The sequence below is a fragment of the Leclercia pneumoniae genome (assembly GCF_017348915.1).
Taxonomy (GTDB): domain Bacteria; phylum Pseudomonadota; class Gammaproteobacteria; order Enterobacterales; family Enterobacteriaceae; genus Enterobacter; species Enterobacter pneumoniae.
On the sequence record NZ_CP071383.1, the window covers coordinates 1,083,262 to 1,099,620 of the forward strand.

Here is a 16,359-nt window from a genome sequence, read left to right on the forward strand (position 1 = left end):
CGTTATTTTGTCAGGGCGCCTGCCAGCGAACGAATATCGTTACCGGTAGGGGCCTGATGAATACGCAGCCCAAACTCCTCAATCACGGCATAGATATGATCGAAAATATCGGCCTGAATAGCTTCGTATTCTGCCCAAATCACCGTATTGGTAAACGCATATATCTCGATGGGCAGACCGTTCGCCTCCGGTGCCAGTTGACGCACCATTAAGGTCATATCCTGGCGAATGCGCGGGTGGTTGCGCAGATATTCATTCAGGTAGGCGCGGAAGGTGCCAATATTGGTCATCTTTCGCAGATTCAGTACCGATTCACCCTCACCGTTCTCCTGATTCCACAGCGTAATCTCTTCATGGCGTGCGGCCATATAGGGCTTCAGTAACTTCGCCTGTATCAGTTGCTGCTGCTCCCCGGCATCCAGAAAATGGATGCTGGTGGTATCAATGTTCAGGCTGCGCTTAATACGTCGCCCCCCGGAGGCGGACATCCCGCTCCAGTTGATAAAGGCATCGGAGACCATGGCCCAGGTCGGAATGGTGGTGATGGTATTATCAAAATTGCGTACTTTTACGGTGGTCAGCCCAATGTCGGTGACCGTGCCATTCGCGCCATATTTCGGCATCTCCAGCCAGTCGCCCAGCTTAAGCATGTCATTGGCAGAGAGCTGGATCCCGGCGACCAGCCCCAGAATCGGATCTTTAAAGACCAACATCAGCACGGCGGCCATCGCGCCCAGACCGCTTATCAGAATCGCGGGGGACTGACCAATCAGCAGCGAGATAATTAAGATCCCCACCAGGATTGCGCTCACTAACTTAATACCCTGGAAGATCCCTTTCAGCGGCAGTTGCGAGGCGGTCGCCAGCTTTTGCGACAGGTTGAAAATCACATCCAGCAGGGAGAAGAAGGCGAGCAGGGCGTATACCATCACCCACAGTTTTGCGCAGGTGGTGAGTATTTCAGCCGCTTCGCTGCCACGCTGCAGCCATAACACCGCCTGCACATTGACGATAATCCCCTGCAGGGTAAAGGCTAAGCGGTGAAATAATTTATTCTGGGTAATAATCTGCAGCCATAAATGGCTGCTGGCCTGCGCCCGTTTTTCGAAAATGCGCAGCACCAGCTTATGTAAAATAAGATGAATAATGAGGGCGGTAAGAAAAATAATGCCAAAAATAATCACCAGCGAGGTGGTGTGATTAATTTCAATGCCTAACTCTTCGACCTGAGCAATGAATTCCTGCATAACGTCTCCTGTATTGATGCGGCTACATGATGACGGCTGCGAATTTATTATGCAAACCGCGACGTTATGCAGGACAGGGTTATTTCACTGCGGTGCAGCCCGCCGGGACTGCCGCACTCAGGCGATGGCGCAGGCGGAGCGTGGCCGCGGCAAGTATCCCCATCATGGCCGTTTCCACCACCAGGAAGACGTTAATTGCCCTGGCATAATCGCCCCCGTGCGTCTGCAGCGCGTGCAACAGGATCGCGCCAAATATAGCGGGGCCCAGCCCCAGCGCGGCCTGTTGCAAGGTGCTAAGAATGGCGCTGGCCGCGCCGGCGTCGTCCGGTCCGATATCACGCATCCCCATGCGATAAAAGCTGTTCACAATCAGCGCCTGGCCGTAGCCCACCAGCCCGGTGGCGGGGGCCAGCGTCAGGGCGGTATTGTGCAGCCCCCAGTAACGGAAGGTCGCGATCAGGGCCAGCAGGCCGACCATCTGAATCCCCAGCCCCATCAGCAGAATGGTGCTTGTGCTGTAGCGGGCGATCAGGCGCGGGGCAAACCACGCCGAGACAAAATAGGTCACCCCGAGGGCGATAAAGCTGTTGCCCGACTGCCAGGGCGCCATCCCCAGCCCGGTCTGCATGGTCAGCGCCATGCAGAACATAAATCCGGACCAGACGCTGAAAAACAGCATCGCAATCAGTACACCAAAACGGATACTGTGAAGCTGCATCAGGCGCGGGGGGATGAGCGGATGCGCCTGATCACGCTCTTTTTTCCGGGCGCTGATAATCATCAGCCCTGCCAGCGGGATGATGGCGATAAGCGCGGCCTTAAGCGGCCATGCCCAGTGCCACTGAGGGCCGAGCGCCATCGGGAACAGCAGGCAACAGAGGATCGCGGCCAGCAACACCGTCCCTTGCCAGTCGATGCGCGACGGGGTATCACGATGCGTCTCCGGAATGTACTGACGGCTTAATGTCAGCACCAGCAGGCAGATGGGCACGTTGATAAAGAAGGCATTACGCCAACCCAGCCCGGCAATATCTGCCGATACCAGCCAGCCGCCGCCCATCTGGCCGACAATAAAAGCAATCCCCCCAATGCCGCCAAACAGGCTAATGGCCTTCGCGTGGGCGCTGCCTTTTAGCGTGACGTGCAGGGTGGCCAGGATCTGCGGCATGATCAGCGCCGCGCCAGCGCCCTGCACCACCCGGGCGGCCAGCAGTTGCGACACGCTGCCTGCCATACCGCATAGCAGTGAAGCCAGGCCGAATATCGCCACCCCGGTCATAAACAGACGACGGCGACCAAGGTTATCCCCCAGTTTGCTACCGAGCGCCAGGCAGACGGCGAAAGCGACCCCATACAGGGCGACGATTAACTCCAGTTCGGTCGCGCTGGCGTGCAGCGAATGCGTGATGGAGTCTAGCGCGACGTTCGTGATCGAGGTGTCAATCAGCGGCAACATCTGGCCGGTGAGCAGTAAAATGAGGCCGGCGCGCCCCGGTGAAACGGCAGAGGTTTTCATGGTAACTCCATTGCATGTAACAGCTGAGGGACGTAGCATCAACGATCTGATAAACGGGTACCAGTTCCTGCTTATACTGGTACTGGCACTACCACGCAGGAGTGATGTATGGCGTTGATAGCAGACCCCCTTCCTTCGTTACAGGAAGAGAACCGTAAACAGCTCGGCGCGTTTTTACGTTCCCGCCGCGAAAGCCTTGATCCGCAGCGGCTGGGGCTGCCGCGCAGTGGCCGCCGGCGTACCCCAGGGCTACGCCGGGAAGAGGTGGCGATGCTGGCAGATGTGGGCGTGACCTGGTACACCTGGCTGGAGCAGGGCAGGGACGTCAACCCCTCAGGCGTGGTGATGGCGGCGGTGGCAAAGGCGCTGCAATGTACCCCTACCGAGACGCGTCATCTGTTTGTGCTGGCCGGGCTGCCGCCGGGAGAAGCGCCGCAAACGCTGCCGTGCGAGGGGATAAGCGAGGGCACACGGCGCCTGCTGGATACCCTGATGCCGAAACCGGCCAGCATCCAGAAACCGAACTTTGACATCGTGGCCTGGAACGACAGTTTTGGGCATCTGATGGGGGTGGATTTCAATACTATCCCGCCGGAGGATCGCAACTGTATTTACCTCTACCTGACCCATCCCACATGGCAGGCCCGCCTCGGCAGGCGTGATGACGTGCTGGCGATTTTTGTCTCTTATTTCCGTGCCGCGATGGCCGAGCATCGCGGCGATCCCGCCTGGGAAGCTCAGCTGGCGCGCTTTTTTGCGGTCTCGGCGGAGTTCGAAGCCTTGTGGCACCAGCGCTACGACGTGCGTGGCGTAGAAAACCAGTTGAAGCTGTTTTCCCATCCGGAGCTGGGTGATTTTCATCTGCAGCAGATGTACTGGTACTCAGCGCCGCGAAACGGATCCCGGCTGCTGGTCTATCTGCCGGTGGATGAGCAGGGTGAGCATGCACTAACGTGGCTGGCTCAACAGGCTGTTATACTCAGTTAACTCTATCGGCTTCAGGGATTGAACATGCAGGTAACGCGTAAACAAGAGCGTCTGCTACGCCGGGCGCTGGCCCAGTGGGAGCAGGAAGGGGCGCTCAGCGCCAGCGATCATCAGCGGCTGGCTGCAACCTTAAAACGTACCGTGCTGGACTGGCAGCGGTTGAGCCGCTACGCCATCTGGACGGCGCTGGCCTGCGCAATTATCGCCCTCGGCAGCCTGTTTGCCGACAGCGAACTGATGGCCTGGATAATCGATTTTCTCTCCTTCTCCTCGTTGGCCCGCATCGGCCTGCCGGCCGCGCTGGCGGTAGGGTTTTACCTGTGGGGGTTTGCCCGCCAGCGACACGAAACCCGGTGGCACTACACCACTGAAGGTCTGCTTTTTCTGGGCGTGCTTTTTACGGCAATCGCCCTCTGGCAACTGGGCGAACGGCTGGATAACGGCAGCGGGCATCTTGCCCCCCTCTTCCTGGTGGAGTGTGCGGTCTATGGGCTGGTGGGCTTTTTCGGGCGTTCCGGGCTGGTGTGGCTCTTCTTTTTGCTGTCGCTGGGTAACTGGTTTGGCGCCGAGACGGGGTATGTATCCGGCTGGGGAGCTTACTGGCTGGGCATGAACTACCCGGTGCGGTTTATCTTCTTCGGTGGGGCATTACTGGCGCTCTGCTGGCTGCTGCGTAAGCCCCTTATCCAGCGTCATCTCTACACCACCAGTAAGGCGATGGGGCTGCATATCTCTTCGTCGCGCTGTGGATCATGTCGATTTTCGGTAATTACGATATCGATAACTGGTATGGCGTGACACGCGCGGCGTTACTCCCCTGGGCGTTACTCTTTGCCGTGGCCGCGGTGGTCGCTATTTACATCAGTCTAAAAACCGACGACGGCATGCTACGCGGATTCGGCCTGACCTTCCTCGCGATTAACCTCTACACCCGCTATTTCGAATACTTCTGGGACGGCATGCACAAGGTGCTGTTCTTCCTGATTCTGGCGGTGTCGTTGGCGATGCTGGGGCGTTATGCGGAGAGGATTTGGCACGCCACCGAACCCGGTAACTAATTTTTTGCGAGTCGCTTTCCGGGAATCAATGCGAGTTGAGGTGGCGCGGTAAAAATTGCGTATTGTTCATTGCGTTAACAAAATAACTCACTGAACTTCCGTCATTTCGATGGAAAGTAAAGTGGCCTATAATGACGAAATGAGCAACAACCCCCATGTCGCCACTGATGATTGAATCTGCTGAATTCAGCCAGAAGCTGGGGCTTATCGCCCGTAATATCGAACATACGGAAGCCTTTCTGGCCCGCGGTACCGCAGCCTTCGCGCTGCCGGGTTTTGTCCTGCCTGTCGGCTATCGCCTCTTAAAATCCCTTTATGGGGACGAATACCGGATAGTGACAACGGATGAGGGGCAGCCCTATACGGCCTATGCCGTTAAGTTGCAATTTCAAAATGAGATCACTTTTCCCCACGGGGCAGCCACTCAGGTTATGGTCTGGCGTACCCCGCGTACGGTTCATCAGCCTGTCATTAGCGGGTTTCCGCAGCTTTTTTTCCAGTGGCTCTTAAATGAGTACGACATTGTGGTATCAGACAGCGAACAGACCGGCGATGGCCAGCGTTTTTGGTTGAGGATGATCGACTGGGCGTACAGCATGCAGTATCAGATTAGCGTAGCAGACGGCACAGTCGGGGAGGTCTGGCAATTAACGCCCGTAGCATCTTACGCTGAACTGGAGGCGCGGTGGATTACCTTTGCATGGGGTGACGATAAAAATGTGCATCCACATCGCAGGCTGGTGATCAGTAAGGTAAAATTGTAACGGGCCGCAGAGTGCGGCCCGTTTGCTTTTAGCACTCGGTCACGATAGTGCTTAACGGCAGGCGAGATTTCGGCAGGGAGGCGTTGAAATCTTCCACGCTGTGATAGCCCACCGGCACCACTACGACGCTGGTGAAGCCCTGCGCTTTCAGGCCAAACTCTTCGTCCAGTACCGCGGCATCAAAGCCTTCGATTGGCACGGCGTCCAGTCCGAGCGCCGCCACGCCCAACAGGAAGTTACCCACGTTCAGGTAGACTTGTTTCTCCATCCAGTGGTTGTCATCTTTCAGATCTTTGCGGTGCATATCGGCAAAGAAGGTGCGGCCTTTATGGTTGGCGGCTTTGGCCTCTGGGGTGGCGAAGCGGCCATCGGCCTCTTCCTGGTTTACTACGCGCTCCAGCCAGGCGTCGTCCATCGCAGTTTTGGCGCAGAACACCACCACCAGCGACGCGTCCAGCATTTTGCGTTCGTTAAAAACAAAACCGCCCGCGGCCGATTTTGCCACGCGGGCTTTGCCCTCTGGCGTACGGGCAACGATAAAGTGCCACGGCTGGGAATTGGTGCTGGACGGGCTGTACTGCAGCAAGGTTTTCACCTTCTCTACCTGCTCGTCTGTCAGGGTTTTGCTCGGGTCAAAGGCTTTGGTGGAGTGGCGTTTCAAAGCAACAGAAATAATATCCATAACAGCTCCTGGTGAATAAGATCCGCCCCTCAGCGAGGCGTAAGCTGAGCAGATTACCAGGGGAAACGTGAAATGATAAGTGCGTTAAATGCGCTTAAACTGTTCGCCTGAGGCGAACAATCACTGAGGGCGAATACGCTTCTGGTCACGTTTGGGCAGTTTATCCACGACCAGATGCCAGGAGTCCAGCACCAGATCGGTAACCAGCTCAGGGGTAATATCATCGCCGGCATAGAGGGAGATCCAGTGTTTTTTATTCAGGTGATACCCCGGCTCCAGGCTGCGGTAGATGGCCTGGTTGAGCAGGGATTTTTCTGGATCGGCTTTCAGGCTCACGTGCGCCCGCCCGCGCGCCACGCCCATCAGCATAAATATTTTCCCGCCCACCTTAAAAACATCATACTCCGGGCCAAACGGCCAGCAATGTTCCGTAAAGGGGAGCTCCAGCGCCACTTTTTTGGCCTGCTCCTGCAAGGTACGACTATCCATTGTCCTCCTCCGAGGCGAGGCCGCGCCACATCACCTCAAAGCCCAGCGATTTAAATTCCACGGCGCGAGAGGGATCGCGGGTGGCAAATTCCATCGTGGTCTCGGCCAGGGATAAGAAAATGGCATCGCCAAAGGTGCGGAACTCGTCGGACATAAAGACCTGGCGGATAGAGCGGCGGCAAAGCTCATGCAGCTCCGGGAACATCTCTTTTACTGCCTGCTCGGTCTCATTGTTGATTTTCTCGCTGACGCCCAGCTGGCGAATGGCCGCGTGGGAGACCGGATTGCGAATACCCCATTCAACGTAGCTGTTCCAGATATTACGCGTATATTCTTTTGGTAGCGTGATGGTGCGATCAAGGTTCGCCAGCATCGACTGGCAGAGATCCTGCTTCAGGTGCAGATAGAGGGCATTCAGCAGATCGTCTTTGGTAGCAAAGTAGCGAAACAGAGTCCCTTCAGCGACCCCCGCGTTACGGGCAATTAATGCCGTCGAGGCGGCAATGCCAGACTGGGCAAATGCAGCCGTTGCCGCCTCCAGTAACGCCAGTTTCTTATCTTCGCTTTTCGGACGTGCCACTAAATATCCTCCCGTGTCAATTGTAAAAAAGCGTATTGAAGCATGCGTTTCATATGGCTGCAACGCGGAATGTCAAAGATTGAAAACGTCTTGACGACATTCTATTCACTCCTATAATGAGTGCTTACTCTCTCATAATCAAGTTTTGCCCGCGCATACCATCGGATGGAGCGCGAAATCGGGTCGGGATATGAAGAAACCTCTCATTGTAAGCGTGGTGTTGGTCATGATTCTTGCGTCAGCGGCGAGTTTGCCTTTTGTCTTCAATGCGGGTTTTGGACAACCGCCTCAGGGCGCACAGCTAAGCGAAGTGGAGGCCTCTCCTCACTACCGCGACGGCCAGTTCCACAACACCCTGCCAACGCCGGGCTATACCGGTCAGAAAAATATGCTGGCGGCATGGTGGGGCTTTTTGATGACCAAAACCGAAAATGCGCGTCCGGCGGCACCGCTGCCAATGGTCAACACCGATCTGGCCAGCCTGCCGCTGGAGCAGGAAACCCTGGTCTGGCTGGGTCACTCTTCCTGGTATCTGCAGCTGGCGGGCAAGCGCATCCTGATTGATCCGGTGTTCAGTAACTACGCGGCGCCTTTCTCGTTTCTGAATAAAGCCTTTACCGGGGACTACCCGTGGCGGGCAGAGGCGATGCCGGAGATCGATCTGCTGATCATCTCTCACGATCATTACGATCATCTCGATTACGCCACCATTAAGGCGCTGATGCCAAAGGTGAAGCGTGTCATTACGCCGCTGGGCGTGGGCTCACACCTGCGTTATTGGGGCATGAACCCAGACATTATTGACGAACGCGACTGGAACCAGTCGGTGCCGGTGAGCGATGCACTCACCGTTCACGTTCTGCCCGCTCGCCACTTCTCCGGGCGCGGCCTGAAGCGTAACCAGACATTGTGGGGCAGCTTTATGTTCGTCACCCCGCAGCGCAAGGTTTACTACAGCGGGGACTCTGGCTACGGGCCGCACTTCAGCGCCATTGGCGAGCAGTTTGGCGAGGTGGCACTGGCCATCATGGAAAACGGTCAGTACGACCAGGACTGGAAATACATTCACATGCAGCCGGACGAAACGGCACAGGCCGCGGTGGATATTAAGGCCAAAGCGGTGGTGCCGGGGCATAACGGACGCTTCGTGCTGGCTAAGCACACCTGGGACGACCCGTTGATCCAGCTCACCCGCGCCAGTAAAGATAAAAATTATCGGCTGTTAACGCCAGAACCCGGCGAGCCGGTAGATGTTAGTAGCGCCACGCAGCACTTTCGCGAGTGGTGGAAATAATGTTAACCCGAGGAAGAGAAGGGGAGAGCAGTATGACTATTTCCGCTCAGGTCATTGATACGATTGTCGAGTGGATCGACGACAACCTCCATCAGCCGTTGCGCATTGATGATATCGCCCGTCACGCGGGATATTCGAAATGGCATTTGCAGCGGCTTTTTATGCAGTACAAAGGAGAGAGTCTGGGACGCTATATCCGCGAGCGCAAACTCTTGCTGGCGGCGCGCGATCTGCGCGAGTCAGATGAAAAGGTCTATGACATCTGCCTGCGTTACGGCTTTGATTCCCAGCAGACCTTTACCCGGGTCTTTACCCGCACCTTCAATCAGCCGCCTGGCGCGTATCGCAAAGAGAACCACTATCGGGCGCACTGAAGGTTGACCTCTCCCGCCAGGGGAGAGGGCGACATTCCTCTTACCAACGATAGTTCACGGTGGCGGTCATCGTCCGGCCAATGCCATAGAAGCATGCCGTATCGCTTGCACACGAAGCCACATACCGGGTATCCGCCACGTTATTCACGTTGAACTGCACGCTGGCGCCTTTCAGCGTGCTGTTCAGCTCGCCGAGATCGTAGCTCACCATGGCGTCATACAGATCGACCGAGGGCACCTTGAACGTATTCTTCGCATCGCCGTAGCTGGTGCCGATGTAGCGCATACCCACGCCTGCGGTCAGGCTCTTTAGCGCGCCTCCGGGAATGGTATAGCTGGCAAAGGCAGAGGCCATATGGGCGGGTATACGCGCCGGCGTTTTGCCCTCCGTCCCTGCCACCGTGGTGCTTTTGTTTTCTGCATCCGTCCAGGTATAGGAGCCAATCAGGTTGATGTTCTCCATCAGCGTGGCGTGGATCTCTGCTTCAACCCCTTTCGAGCGAACTTTGCCGGCGTTCTCAAACCAGCCTTCGGCGCTGTTGTACGTTGCGACGTTCTCCTGGGTTAAATCGTACAGCGCCAGGGTCATCAGGGTGGTGTCCACTGGCTGATACTTCAGGCCAATCTCCGTCTGCTCGCCGGTGGTCGGTTTAAAAGGCCCGACGCCCGGCGCGCGGTTGGTTTGCAGGTTCGGTTCGAAGGAGGTGCTGTAGCTAATATAGGGCGACAGGCCAAAATCAAAGGCGTACAGCAGGCCGGTACGCCAGGTGAATTTGCTGTCGTTTTGCTGGGTGACGCTGCTGTCCGTGAAGTCTTTGGTGCGAACTTCGCTCCAGTCGTAGCGCCCGGAAACCAGCCACTCCCAGTTTTTCCAGCTCATTTGATCCTGCAGATAGAGGCCCATCTGGTCGAGATTTTGCTGTTCATCCGTTGCGGTGCTGAACGTGCTTTCATCGACATTCACGCCGTAGACCGGGCGGGTCCAGTCGAGGTCGTACTGCGTGCCGGCGCCGCGCGCCAACAGCTGTTTATCTTTGCTGGCCTTGTAGTCAACGCCACCCAGCAGAATGTGGCTGACTTCGCCAGTATTGGCCAGATACTCCAGCTGATTATCCAGTCCAAACTCGTTGGTGGTGCGCACTTCACGCTGCGCCCGGCGGGTCAGCAGCGTGCTGTTGGCGGCGCTATTGGCATAAACAAGGTAGCGATACTTCTGCTTGATAGTGGCGTAACGCGCGTTCTGGCGGAAGGTCATATTATCGGTGAACTGGTGCTCCAGCTCGTAGCCGATAAGGGTCTGCTCGCGCCAGGACTGGTCGTAACTGGGATCGCTCACGTTAAAATCGTAGGGAATGTACTGGCCGTTAGCGCTCTTTACCGTGCCGTAGGCGGGCAGGAAATTGCGGTAACCTGCATCGGGATCTTTCTGGTAGCTGGTGAGGAGCGTAAAGCGCGTCTGATCGTTTGGATACCAGGTGATCGCCGGGGCTATCGCCATACGCGTCTCTTTATAATCGTCCACCTGGTTATGCTGGGTGCGAGCAATGCCGTTCACACGATACAGTACGCGACCATCGTCGCTAAGCTTGCCGCCGAAATCAAATGCGCCTTCTGCCAGATCATGATTGCCGGTGCGAAACTGCACATTATGAATAGCCTCTGCGGTGGGGCGTTTGCTGGTCATGCTGATTAAACCACCAGGGTTTACCTGACCGAACAGAACGGATGCCGGACCCCGTATCAGCTCCACCCGTTCCAGTAACCATGGATCGATCGTCCCCGTCTGGGAAGAGGCGGTTGCGCCAAAGCTCAGCCCGTCGAGGAACTTTGGCACATAGCTAAAGCCGCGCACAAAGACCTCGTCGTTACGGTTGGATGATCCGCGGTATTCTGTAAAGACCCCGGCGGAGTAGCGCAGCGCCTGCGATACGGAGGTGACATCCTGCATTGCCATCTGGTCGCGGGTGATCACCGAGACCGACTGCGGCGTCTTCAAAATTTCTGCGCTGGTTTTCGTCGCGGAGAGCGTTTTGGTGGCCACAATGCCGGTGACCGGGGCCGTGGGCTCCTGACTCACACCCTGCGTAACCACAAGCGTTTCTTCATTGTTTGCGGCCTGAGCCACCATGCTGACTGTCGCCAGGCTCATAAGCCAGAGGCGCATTACTTTATTCTTTTTAAACATTTTTATTATCTATCCTTGGTTGCTATCGCCATAAAAACACCGGTAAAAACGTTTTAAATGATATTGCAAACAATTACCATTTGCATTAGCGTTACTGACAAATTTTGCGAGGAAAGGGCGTAAATGAAAAGGGTGTGGAGTGGGTTGCTGTTAGGAATAAGTACACTGCCAGCCATGGCGGCGACCTGTGAACACTCTTCCCTTCAGGGGGATGTACAGGGGAAATTTGATGCCAGCGGCGAAGTCTGTTTTACGCTGCCGAAACTGAATGAAAACTATGTCTCGGCCACGCTAAAAGGGGTAACGGACGCCCGCCTGCTGGATGGACAAAATAGCCGGGTTCGCACCCTGATTGAGAATGGCCCGGCGGACGGCGAACACTCGCTACTCTTCGCTTTGCCGGTGCGCCAGAACACCTCCCTGGTGCTGCACGGCGAACCGGGTCAACCCTGGCATTTTCAGTGGCGAATAAGAGAAACCTCCGCATTACCGCGCGTGCAGATGCTTGAGCCTGAAAGTCCGACTCTGAATGCGCTGGCAAAAACGGTTGCTGCTGGTGGGAGTACTGAGGCGTTCTGGCAGGCGCAGCGTCGACAGGGAACGCCGATGGTGGAGCCGGTGGACGCCGACCACAAGCGGGTGACTTTCCTCTGGCGCGGCGCGCGGGAAAACGTCTTCATTCTTGGGTCACCGGCGGGCGACCATGACCCCTTGTTCCGGTTAGGGCAAAGCGACGTCTGGTTTCGTAGCTATGTAGTGCCTTCCGATACCCTGATGCAGTACAAGCTGGCGCCGGATGTGCCGGTTATCACCGGCTCCCCACGCGATCAACGTCGGGCGATCCTGGTCAGCGCACAGGCCGATCCGCTCAACCCCCACACTGCCGTGCAGGGTAAGCAGGATCGCTGGAATCGTTATTCACTGCTTGATCTCAGCCCGACGCGCTACTGTTCCGCGCAGGCCGCCGCCACGCCCATTGTGAATGGCTCGCTTACCCGTCACACCTTTACCAGCACCCAGCTTGGCAACAGCCGCGACGTGTTGCTCTACCGGCCGCGCAGCGCGCAGCCAGCGCGCTGGACGCTCATCCTCTTCGACGGGCAGATCTATCAGCGCGACTATCACGTCGCCAATATCTTCGATAGCTTAATTACGCGGCATGTTCTGCCGCCGATAAATGTGGTCTTTATCGATAGCCTCGATCACGCCCGCCGTAGTCAGGAGTTGCCGCCTAATCCGCGCTTCGCCAATGCCATGGCCCACGAGTTTCTGCCCTGGCTACGGGGTCAGGGCGTGGCTTTACAGCGGCAAAAAACAGTGCTGGCGGGCTCCAGTTACGGTGGCCTTGCCGCCTCGTGGGTGGCTTTACGCTATCCACGCCTGTTTGGCAATGTGCTGAGTTTGTCCGGCTCTTACTGGTGGGCGCCTGAAGGCGAAGAGGCAAGCTGGTTAACACGTCAGTATCAGCATGCCCCGCGCTACCCGATTCGCTTCTGGCTGCAGGCCGGCAGGTTTGAAAGCAGTGGTCCGGATGGCGGTATCTACCGGAATACCCTGGAGTTTGAGCAGGTGCTAAAAGAGAAAGGGTATCGGGTGAGTTTTCACCCGTGGTCCAGCGGTCACGATTACACGGCGTGGTGCGAAGCGCTGGTCCAGGGGATGCGCGATTTCACCGATTTACGACGTCCGTGAGAACCAGCGGCGCCAGATGAAACGCAGGATGAAAAATTCAATGGCGCCCAACAGCAGAAACCACAGGCAGAACAGAATAGTGTAAAGCTGATTCAAATCGACCATATGGAAGGTGGTCATTAGCTTTTGCGCCAGCCACAGACCCAGCGAGGGCGCGGGCAACAGCAGCACGGAGAGAAAGGCCATCAGCAAAATGCCGCCTGCCGTTAACAGCGATTCTAACGGGTGTTTCATAGTAATGTTAATCGTCAGTTAAAAATAGCATTGTCCGGGATAGCGCAACGTAAAGCAATATAAACCTCTGGCCGCGAGGGCGGATAATAATCCGCCGATGTACGCCGGAATTGCATTATTTTAGTGGAGAATATTCAAGTAATCCTTATCCGTGTAAATTAATGTCATCCCACGGAAAATAATTTAACGAAAGTGTAGGTGCTATATCCAATTAACGTGGCGATAACAATGGCAGCGACAATATATAACGCCAGGCGGCGACCGCGATAAATACCAAACATGCTTCCCCCTTGTTTAAGGTTGGTTTAGAAATATTTTGTGAAAATCATTATATGAAATAAGTTGTGCTGAGTTTTGCCATTATCTTTTTAGAATATATTGCGATAAATCAATTTTTGCCACAACTTATTAATTTATTTCACGCCCATTTTAATAAGCCAGAAAGGAATTCCGGCTGCCATTCACATGAAATTAAAGGAACTGACTATGACGAAAATGCCTAACCCGCCGTCTTCGCCATCCCCTGACAACAAGGCTTCTGGTCTGGCGTATCAGCAGACCGTGGAGCAGACTCTGGCCGCGCTGCAAACCCACACTAACGGTCTGAGCCGCGCCGAGGCGGATGAACGCTTAAATAAATATGGCCCGAATGCGTTGCCAGAGAAAAAAGCGAAACCTGCCTGGCTGCGTTTTCTGGCCCATTTTAACGATGTCCTGATTTATGTACTGCTGGCGGCAGCTGTATTAACGGCGGTAATGGGGCATTGGGTCGATACGCTGGTTATTCTTGGCGTGGCGGTCATTAACGCCTTAATTGGTCATGTTCAGGAAAGCAACGCCGAAAAATCGCTGCAAAGTATTCGAAATATGCTCTCTAGCGATGCGCGTGTTATTCGTCACGGCGAGCACGAAACCATTCCAACCACTGAAATCGTTCCGGGCGATATTATTGTCTTGCGCGCAGGAGATCGTATTCCGGCGGATATGCGTCTGATTGAAGCGCATAATTTACGCGTGGAAGAGGCGATACTGACCGGGGAATCCACGGTGGTGGATAAACATACCGATGTGCTGCACGGCGAACTGCCGCTGGGCGATCGCACCAATCTCGTCTTTTCAGGCACGACCGTCAGCGCGGGCGGTGGCGTGGGCGTGGTCATCGCCACCGGGCAAGAGACTGAACTTGGGCACATCAACCAGATGATGGCCGGTATAGAGAAGCACCGCACACCGCTGCTGGTACAGATGGATAAGCTGGGCAAAGCGATTTTCGCCATTATCCTGGCGATGATGGCGGCGCTGTTTGTCTTTAGCATCCTGTTGCGCGATATCCCGCTGGGTGAACTGCTTCTCTCCCTGATAAGCCTGGCGGTCGCCGCCGTGCCGGAAGGTTTGCCGGCCATTATTTCGATTATCTTGTCGCTGGGCGTGCAGGCGATGGCGCGTAAGCGGGCGATCATCCGCAAACTCCCTACCGTGGAAACGCTGGGGGCAATGACCGTGGTCTGTTCGGATAAAACCGGCACCCTGACCATGAACGAGATGACCGTGAAGGCAATCATCACCGCCGAAAGTTGCTACAGCGTGGACGGTAATAGCTACGAGCCGGAGGGGAAGATCTGCCTTGAGGGCAGCGACGAGCCGGTACAAATCCAGCCAGGCACCGTGCTGGAGCAATATCTGCGCACGATTGACCTCTGCAATGACAGCCAGTTGGTTAAGGACGAGCGCGGCCTGTGGGGCATTACCGGCGGGCCGACCGAAGGGGCGCTGAAGGTGCTGGCCGCTAAAGCGAAGCTAAGCCCCGTGGCGACCACGCTTATTAGCAAAATCCCGTTCGACTCCCAGTACAAGTACATGAGCACGCACTACCAGGTGGGCAACGACGCGCAGATTTTAATTACCGGCGCGCCGGACGTGATTTTCGCCCTTTGCGAGCAGCAGCAGACCCGCAACGGCGCCGAGCCCTTCAACCGCGCGTACTGGGAAGACGAGATGGCGCGCTTTGCCCGGCAGGGGCTGCGCATGGTTGCCGCCGCCTTTAAGCCGGCTGCCGCCGACAAGCCAGCACTACGTCATGAGGATCTCAGCAGCGGGCTGATCATGCTGGGGATCGCCGGCATGATGGATCCACCGCGCCCGGAAGCGATCGATGCCATCCACGCCTGTCAGCAGGCGGGGATCCGTGTGAAGATGATCACCGGTGACCACCCGCAGACGGCCATGAGCATTGGGCAGATGCTGGGAATTGCTAACAGCAGCCAGGCGATAACCGGCTATCAGCTGGAGCATATGGACGATGCAGCGTTGGCGACCGCGGCGGTGCAGTATGACATTTTCGCCCGTACCAGCCCGGAGCATAAGCTGCGCCTGGTCAAGGCCTTGCAGGAGAAGGGCGAGATTGTCGGCATGACGGGTGACGGGGTGAACGATGCGCCCGCGCTGCGTCAGGCGGATGTGGGCATTGCGATGGGTATTAAAGGCACCGAAGTGACTAAAGAGGCGGCCGAGATGGTCTTGACCGATGACAACTTCGCCACTATCGCCAGCGCGGTAAAAGAGGGGCGCCGCGTTTACGACAATCTGAAGAAGACCATTCTCTTCATTATGCCGACCAACCTCGCGCAGGGGCTATTGATTATCATCGCCCTGCTGGCGGGGAACGTCATTCCGCTGACGCCGGTACTGATTTTGTGGATGAACATGGCAACCTCCGCCACGCTCTCTTTCGGCCTGGCTTTCGAAGCCGCCGAGCGCAACATCATGAAGCGTCCGCCGCGCCAGACTGCGCAGTATGTGATGGATGCCTATGCCGTATGGCGCGTGGCGTTCGTTGGCACCATGATTGCCATCGCCGCCTTTGCGCTGGAAGCCTGGCTGGCGCCGCGTGGGCACAGCGCCGAATTTACCCGCACTGTGCTTCTGCAGATGCTGGTCTGCGCCCAGTGGGTCTATATGATTAACTGCCGCAACACCGAGGGCTTCTCCCTCAACCGCGGCCTGCTGGCTAACAAAGGTATCTGGCTGGTAACGGGTGTACTGCTTCTGCTGCAGTTGGCGATTATCTACCTGCCATTTATGCAGATGTTGTTCGGTACCGAGGCGTTGTCACTGCGCTACTGGTTCGTCACCCTGGCGGTGGCTGGCGCAATGTTCTTTGTTGTCGAAATTGAGAAAAGATTGACCCGCAGGTTCCGTAAGGCGGCATAAGATACATGGTTCCTCCCGCCCTCTCCTCAACGGGGAGAGGGCGAGAG

At 56.3% G+C, this 16,359-nt stretch carries 13 protein-coding genes and 1 pseudogene; 7 read left to right on the forward strand and 7 right to left on the reverse strand.

Annotated features, from left to right (window positions below):
- Positions 1-2 precede the first annotated feature (2 nt).
- Complete coding sequence (locus JZ655_RS05035) at positions 3-1,247, reverse strand: mechanosensitive ion channel family protein (protein ID WP_046884392.1); 1,245 nt, start codon at positions 1,245-1,247, stop codon at positions 3-5.
- 79 nt (positions 1,248-1,326) lie between these two features.
- Positions 1,327-2,763 (reverse strand): MFS transporter, encoded by a 1,437-nt coding sequence (locus JZ655_RS05040; RefSeq protein ID WP_207293150.1) that lies wholly within the window; start codon positions 2,761-2,763, stop codon positions 1,327-1,329.
- 108 nt (positions 2,764-2,871) lie between these two features.
- On the opposite strand from JZ655_RS05040, the gene JZ655_RS05045 reads away from it, so the two are divergent.
- The 3 genes and pseudogenes from JZ655_RS05045 (at position 2,872) to JZ655_RS05055 (ending at position 5,572) form a co-directional block, all read left to right on the forward strand.
- Positions 2,872-3,750 carry a helix-turn-helix transcriptional regulator gene (locus tag JZ655_RS05045; RefSeq protein ID WP_046884390.1) on the forward strand — a complete coding sequence of 293 codons (879 nt, stop codon included), beginning with the start codon at positions 2,872-2,874 and terminating at the stop codon, positions 3,748-3,750.
- Between the two features lie 24 nt (positions 3,751-3,774).
- Positions 3,775-4,808, forward strand: a pseudogene (locus JZ655_RS05050) (DUF2157 domain-containing protein).
- 155 nt (positions 4,809-4,963) lie between these two features.
- Positions 4,964-5,572, forward strand: a complete 609-nt coding sequence (locus tag JZ655_RS05055; RefSeq protein WP_207293151.1) for a hypothetical protein — start codon at positions 4,964-4,966, stop codon at positions 5,570-5,572.
- 28 nt (positions 5,573-5,600) lie between these two features.
- On the opposite strand, the gene nfsB is transcribed toward JZ655_RS05055, so the two are convergent.
- The 3 genes from nfsB to JZ655_RS05070 form a co-directional block, all read right to left on the reverse strand.
- On the reverse strand, positions 5,601-6,254 hold the full coding sequence (nfsB, locus tag JZ655_RS05060; protein ID WP_040076712.1) for an oxygen-insensitive NAD(P)H nitroreductase: 654 nt from the start codon (positions 6,252-6,254) through the stop codon (positions 5,601-5,603).
- Positions 6,255-6,374: 120 nt separating this feature from the next.
- Entirely contained in the window at positions 6,375-6,743 is a 369-nt protein-coding gene (locus tag JZ655_RS05065) for an MmcQ/YjbR family DNA-binding protein (protein WP_040076711.1), read from the reverse strand.
- On the reverse strand, positions 6,736-7,323 hold the full coding sequence (locus JZ655_RS05070; RefSeq protein ID WP_040076710.1) for a TetR/AcrR family transcriptional regulator: 588 nt from the start codon (positions 7,321-7,323) through the stop codon (positions 6,736-6,738). The genes JZ655_RS05065 and JZ655_RS05070 overlap by 8 nt, the downstream gene beginning before the upstream one ends.
- 190 nt (positions 7,324-7,513) lie before the next feature.
- Here JZ655_RS05070 and JZ655_RS05075 point away from each other — a divergent pair, with 190 nt between their 5' ends.
- Both JZ655_RS05075 and JZ655_RS05080 read left to right on the forward strand, forming a co-directional pair.
- On the forward strand, positions 7,514-8,617 hold the full coding sequence (locus JZ655_RS05075; RefSeq protein WP_207293152.1) for an MBL fold metallo-hydrolase: 1,104 nt from the start codon (positions 7,514-7,516) through the stop codon (positions 8,615-8,617).
- 32 nt (positions 8,618-8,649) lie between these two features.
- On the forward strand, positions 8,650-8,991 hold the full coding sequence (locus JZ655_RS05080) for a RamA family antibiotic efflux transcriptional regulator (protein WP_040076707.1): 342 nt from the start codon (positions 8,650-8,652) through the stop codon (positions 8,989-8,991).
- A gap of 40 nt (positions 8,992-9,031) precedes the next feature.
- On the opposite strand, the gene JZ655_RS05085 is transcribed toward JZ655_RS05080, so the two are convergent.
- Entirely contained in the window at positions 9,032-11,176 is a 2,145-nt protein-coding gene (locus JZ655_RS05085; protein ID WP_207293153.1) for a TonB-dependent siderophore receptor, read from the reverse strand.
- Positions 11,177-11,299: 123 nt separating this feature from the next.
- Here JZ655_RS05085 and JZ655_RS05090 point away from each other — a divergent pair, with 123 nt between their 5' ends.
- Complete coding sequence (locus JZ655_RS05090; protein WP_207293154.1) at positions 11,300-12,868, forward strand: alpha/beta hydrolase-fold protein; 1,569 nt, start codon at positions 11,300-11,302, stop codon at positions 12,866-12,868.
- Here JZ655_RS05090 and JZ655_RS05095 read toward each other — a convergent pair.
- The gene (locus JZ655_RS05095; RefSeq protein WP_207293155.1) at positions 12,854-13,102 is read right to left on the reverse strand and encodes a DUF1158 domain-containing protein; all 249 of its coding nucleotides are present in this window, start codon (positions 13,100-13,102) and stop codon (positions 12,854-12,856) included. The genes JZ655_RS05090 and JZ655_RS05095 overlap by 15 nt on opposite strands.
- 486 nt (positions 13,103-13,588) lie before the next feature.
- On the opposite strand from JZ655_RS05095, the gene JZ655_RS05100 reads away from it, so the two are divergent.
- Positions 13,589-16,312, forward strand: a complete 2,724-nt coding sequence (locus tag JZ655_RS05100; protein ID WP_207293156.1) for a cation-transporting P-type ATPase — start codon at positions 13,589-13,591, stop codon at positions 16,310-16,312.
- Positions 16,313-16,359: the final 47 nt, after the last annotated feature.

Bases quoted from the DNA above. Each gene is read 5' to 3' on its own strand.
- JZ655_RS05095 (WP_207293155.1), bottom strand. From the start codon at position 13,102: ATGAAACACCCGTTAGAATCGCTGTTAACGGCAGGCGGCATTTTGCTG.
- JZ655_RS05055 (WP_207293151.1), top strand. From the start codon at position 4,964: ATGTCGCCACTGATGATTGAATCTGCTGAATTCAGCCAGAAGCTGGGG.
- JZ655_RS05035 (WP_046884392.1), bottom strand. From the start codon at position 1,247: ATGCAGGAATTCATTGCTCAGGTCGAAGAGTTAGGCATTGAAATTAAT.
- JZ655_RS05080 (WP_040076707.1), top strand. From the start codon at position 8,650: ATGACTATTTCCGCTCAGGTCATTGATACGATTGTCGAGTGGATCGAC.
- JZ655_RS05040 (WP_207293150.1), bottom strand. From the start codon at position 2,763: ATGAAAACCTCTGCCGTTTCACCGGGGCGCGCCGGCCTCATTTTACTG.
- JZ655_RS05100 (WP_207293156.1), top strand. From the start codon at position 13,589: ATGACGAAAATGCCTAACCCGCCGTCTTCGCCATCCCCTGACAACAAG.
- JZ655_RS05045 (WP_046884390.1), top strand. From the start codon at position 2,872: ATGGCGTTGATAGCAGACCCCCTTCCTTCGTTACAGGAAGAGAACCGT.
- JZ655_RS05065 (WP_040076711.1), bottom strand. From the start codon at position 6,743: ATGGATAGTCGTACCTTGCAGGAGCAGGCCAAAAAAGTGGCGCTGGAG.
- JZ655_RS05090 (WP_207293154.1), top strand. From the start codon at position 11,300: ATGAAAAGGGTGTGGAGTGGGTTGCTGTTAGGAATAAGTACACTGCCA.
- JZ655_RS05085 (WP_207293153.1), bottom strand. From the start codon at position 11,176: ATGTTTAAAAAGAATAAAGTAATGCGCCTCTGGCTTATGAGCCTGGCG.
- JZ655_RS05075 (WP_207293152.1), top strand. From the start codon at position 7,514: ATGAAGAAACCTCTCATTGTAAGCGTGGTGTTGGTCATGATTCTTGCG.
- nfsB (WP_040076712.1), bottom strand. From the start codon at position 6,254: ATGGATATTATTTCTGTTGCTTTGAAACGCCACTCCACCAAAGCCTTT.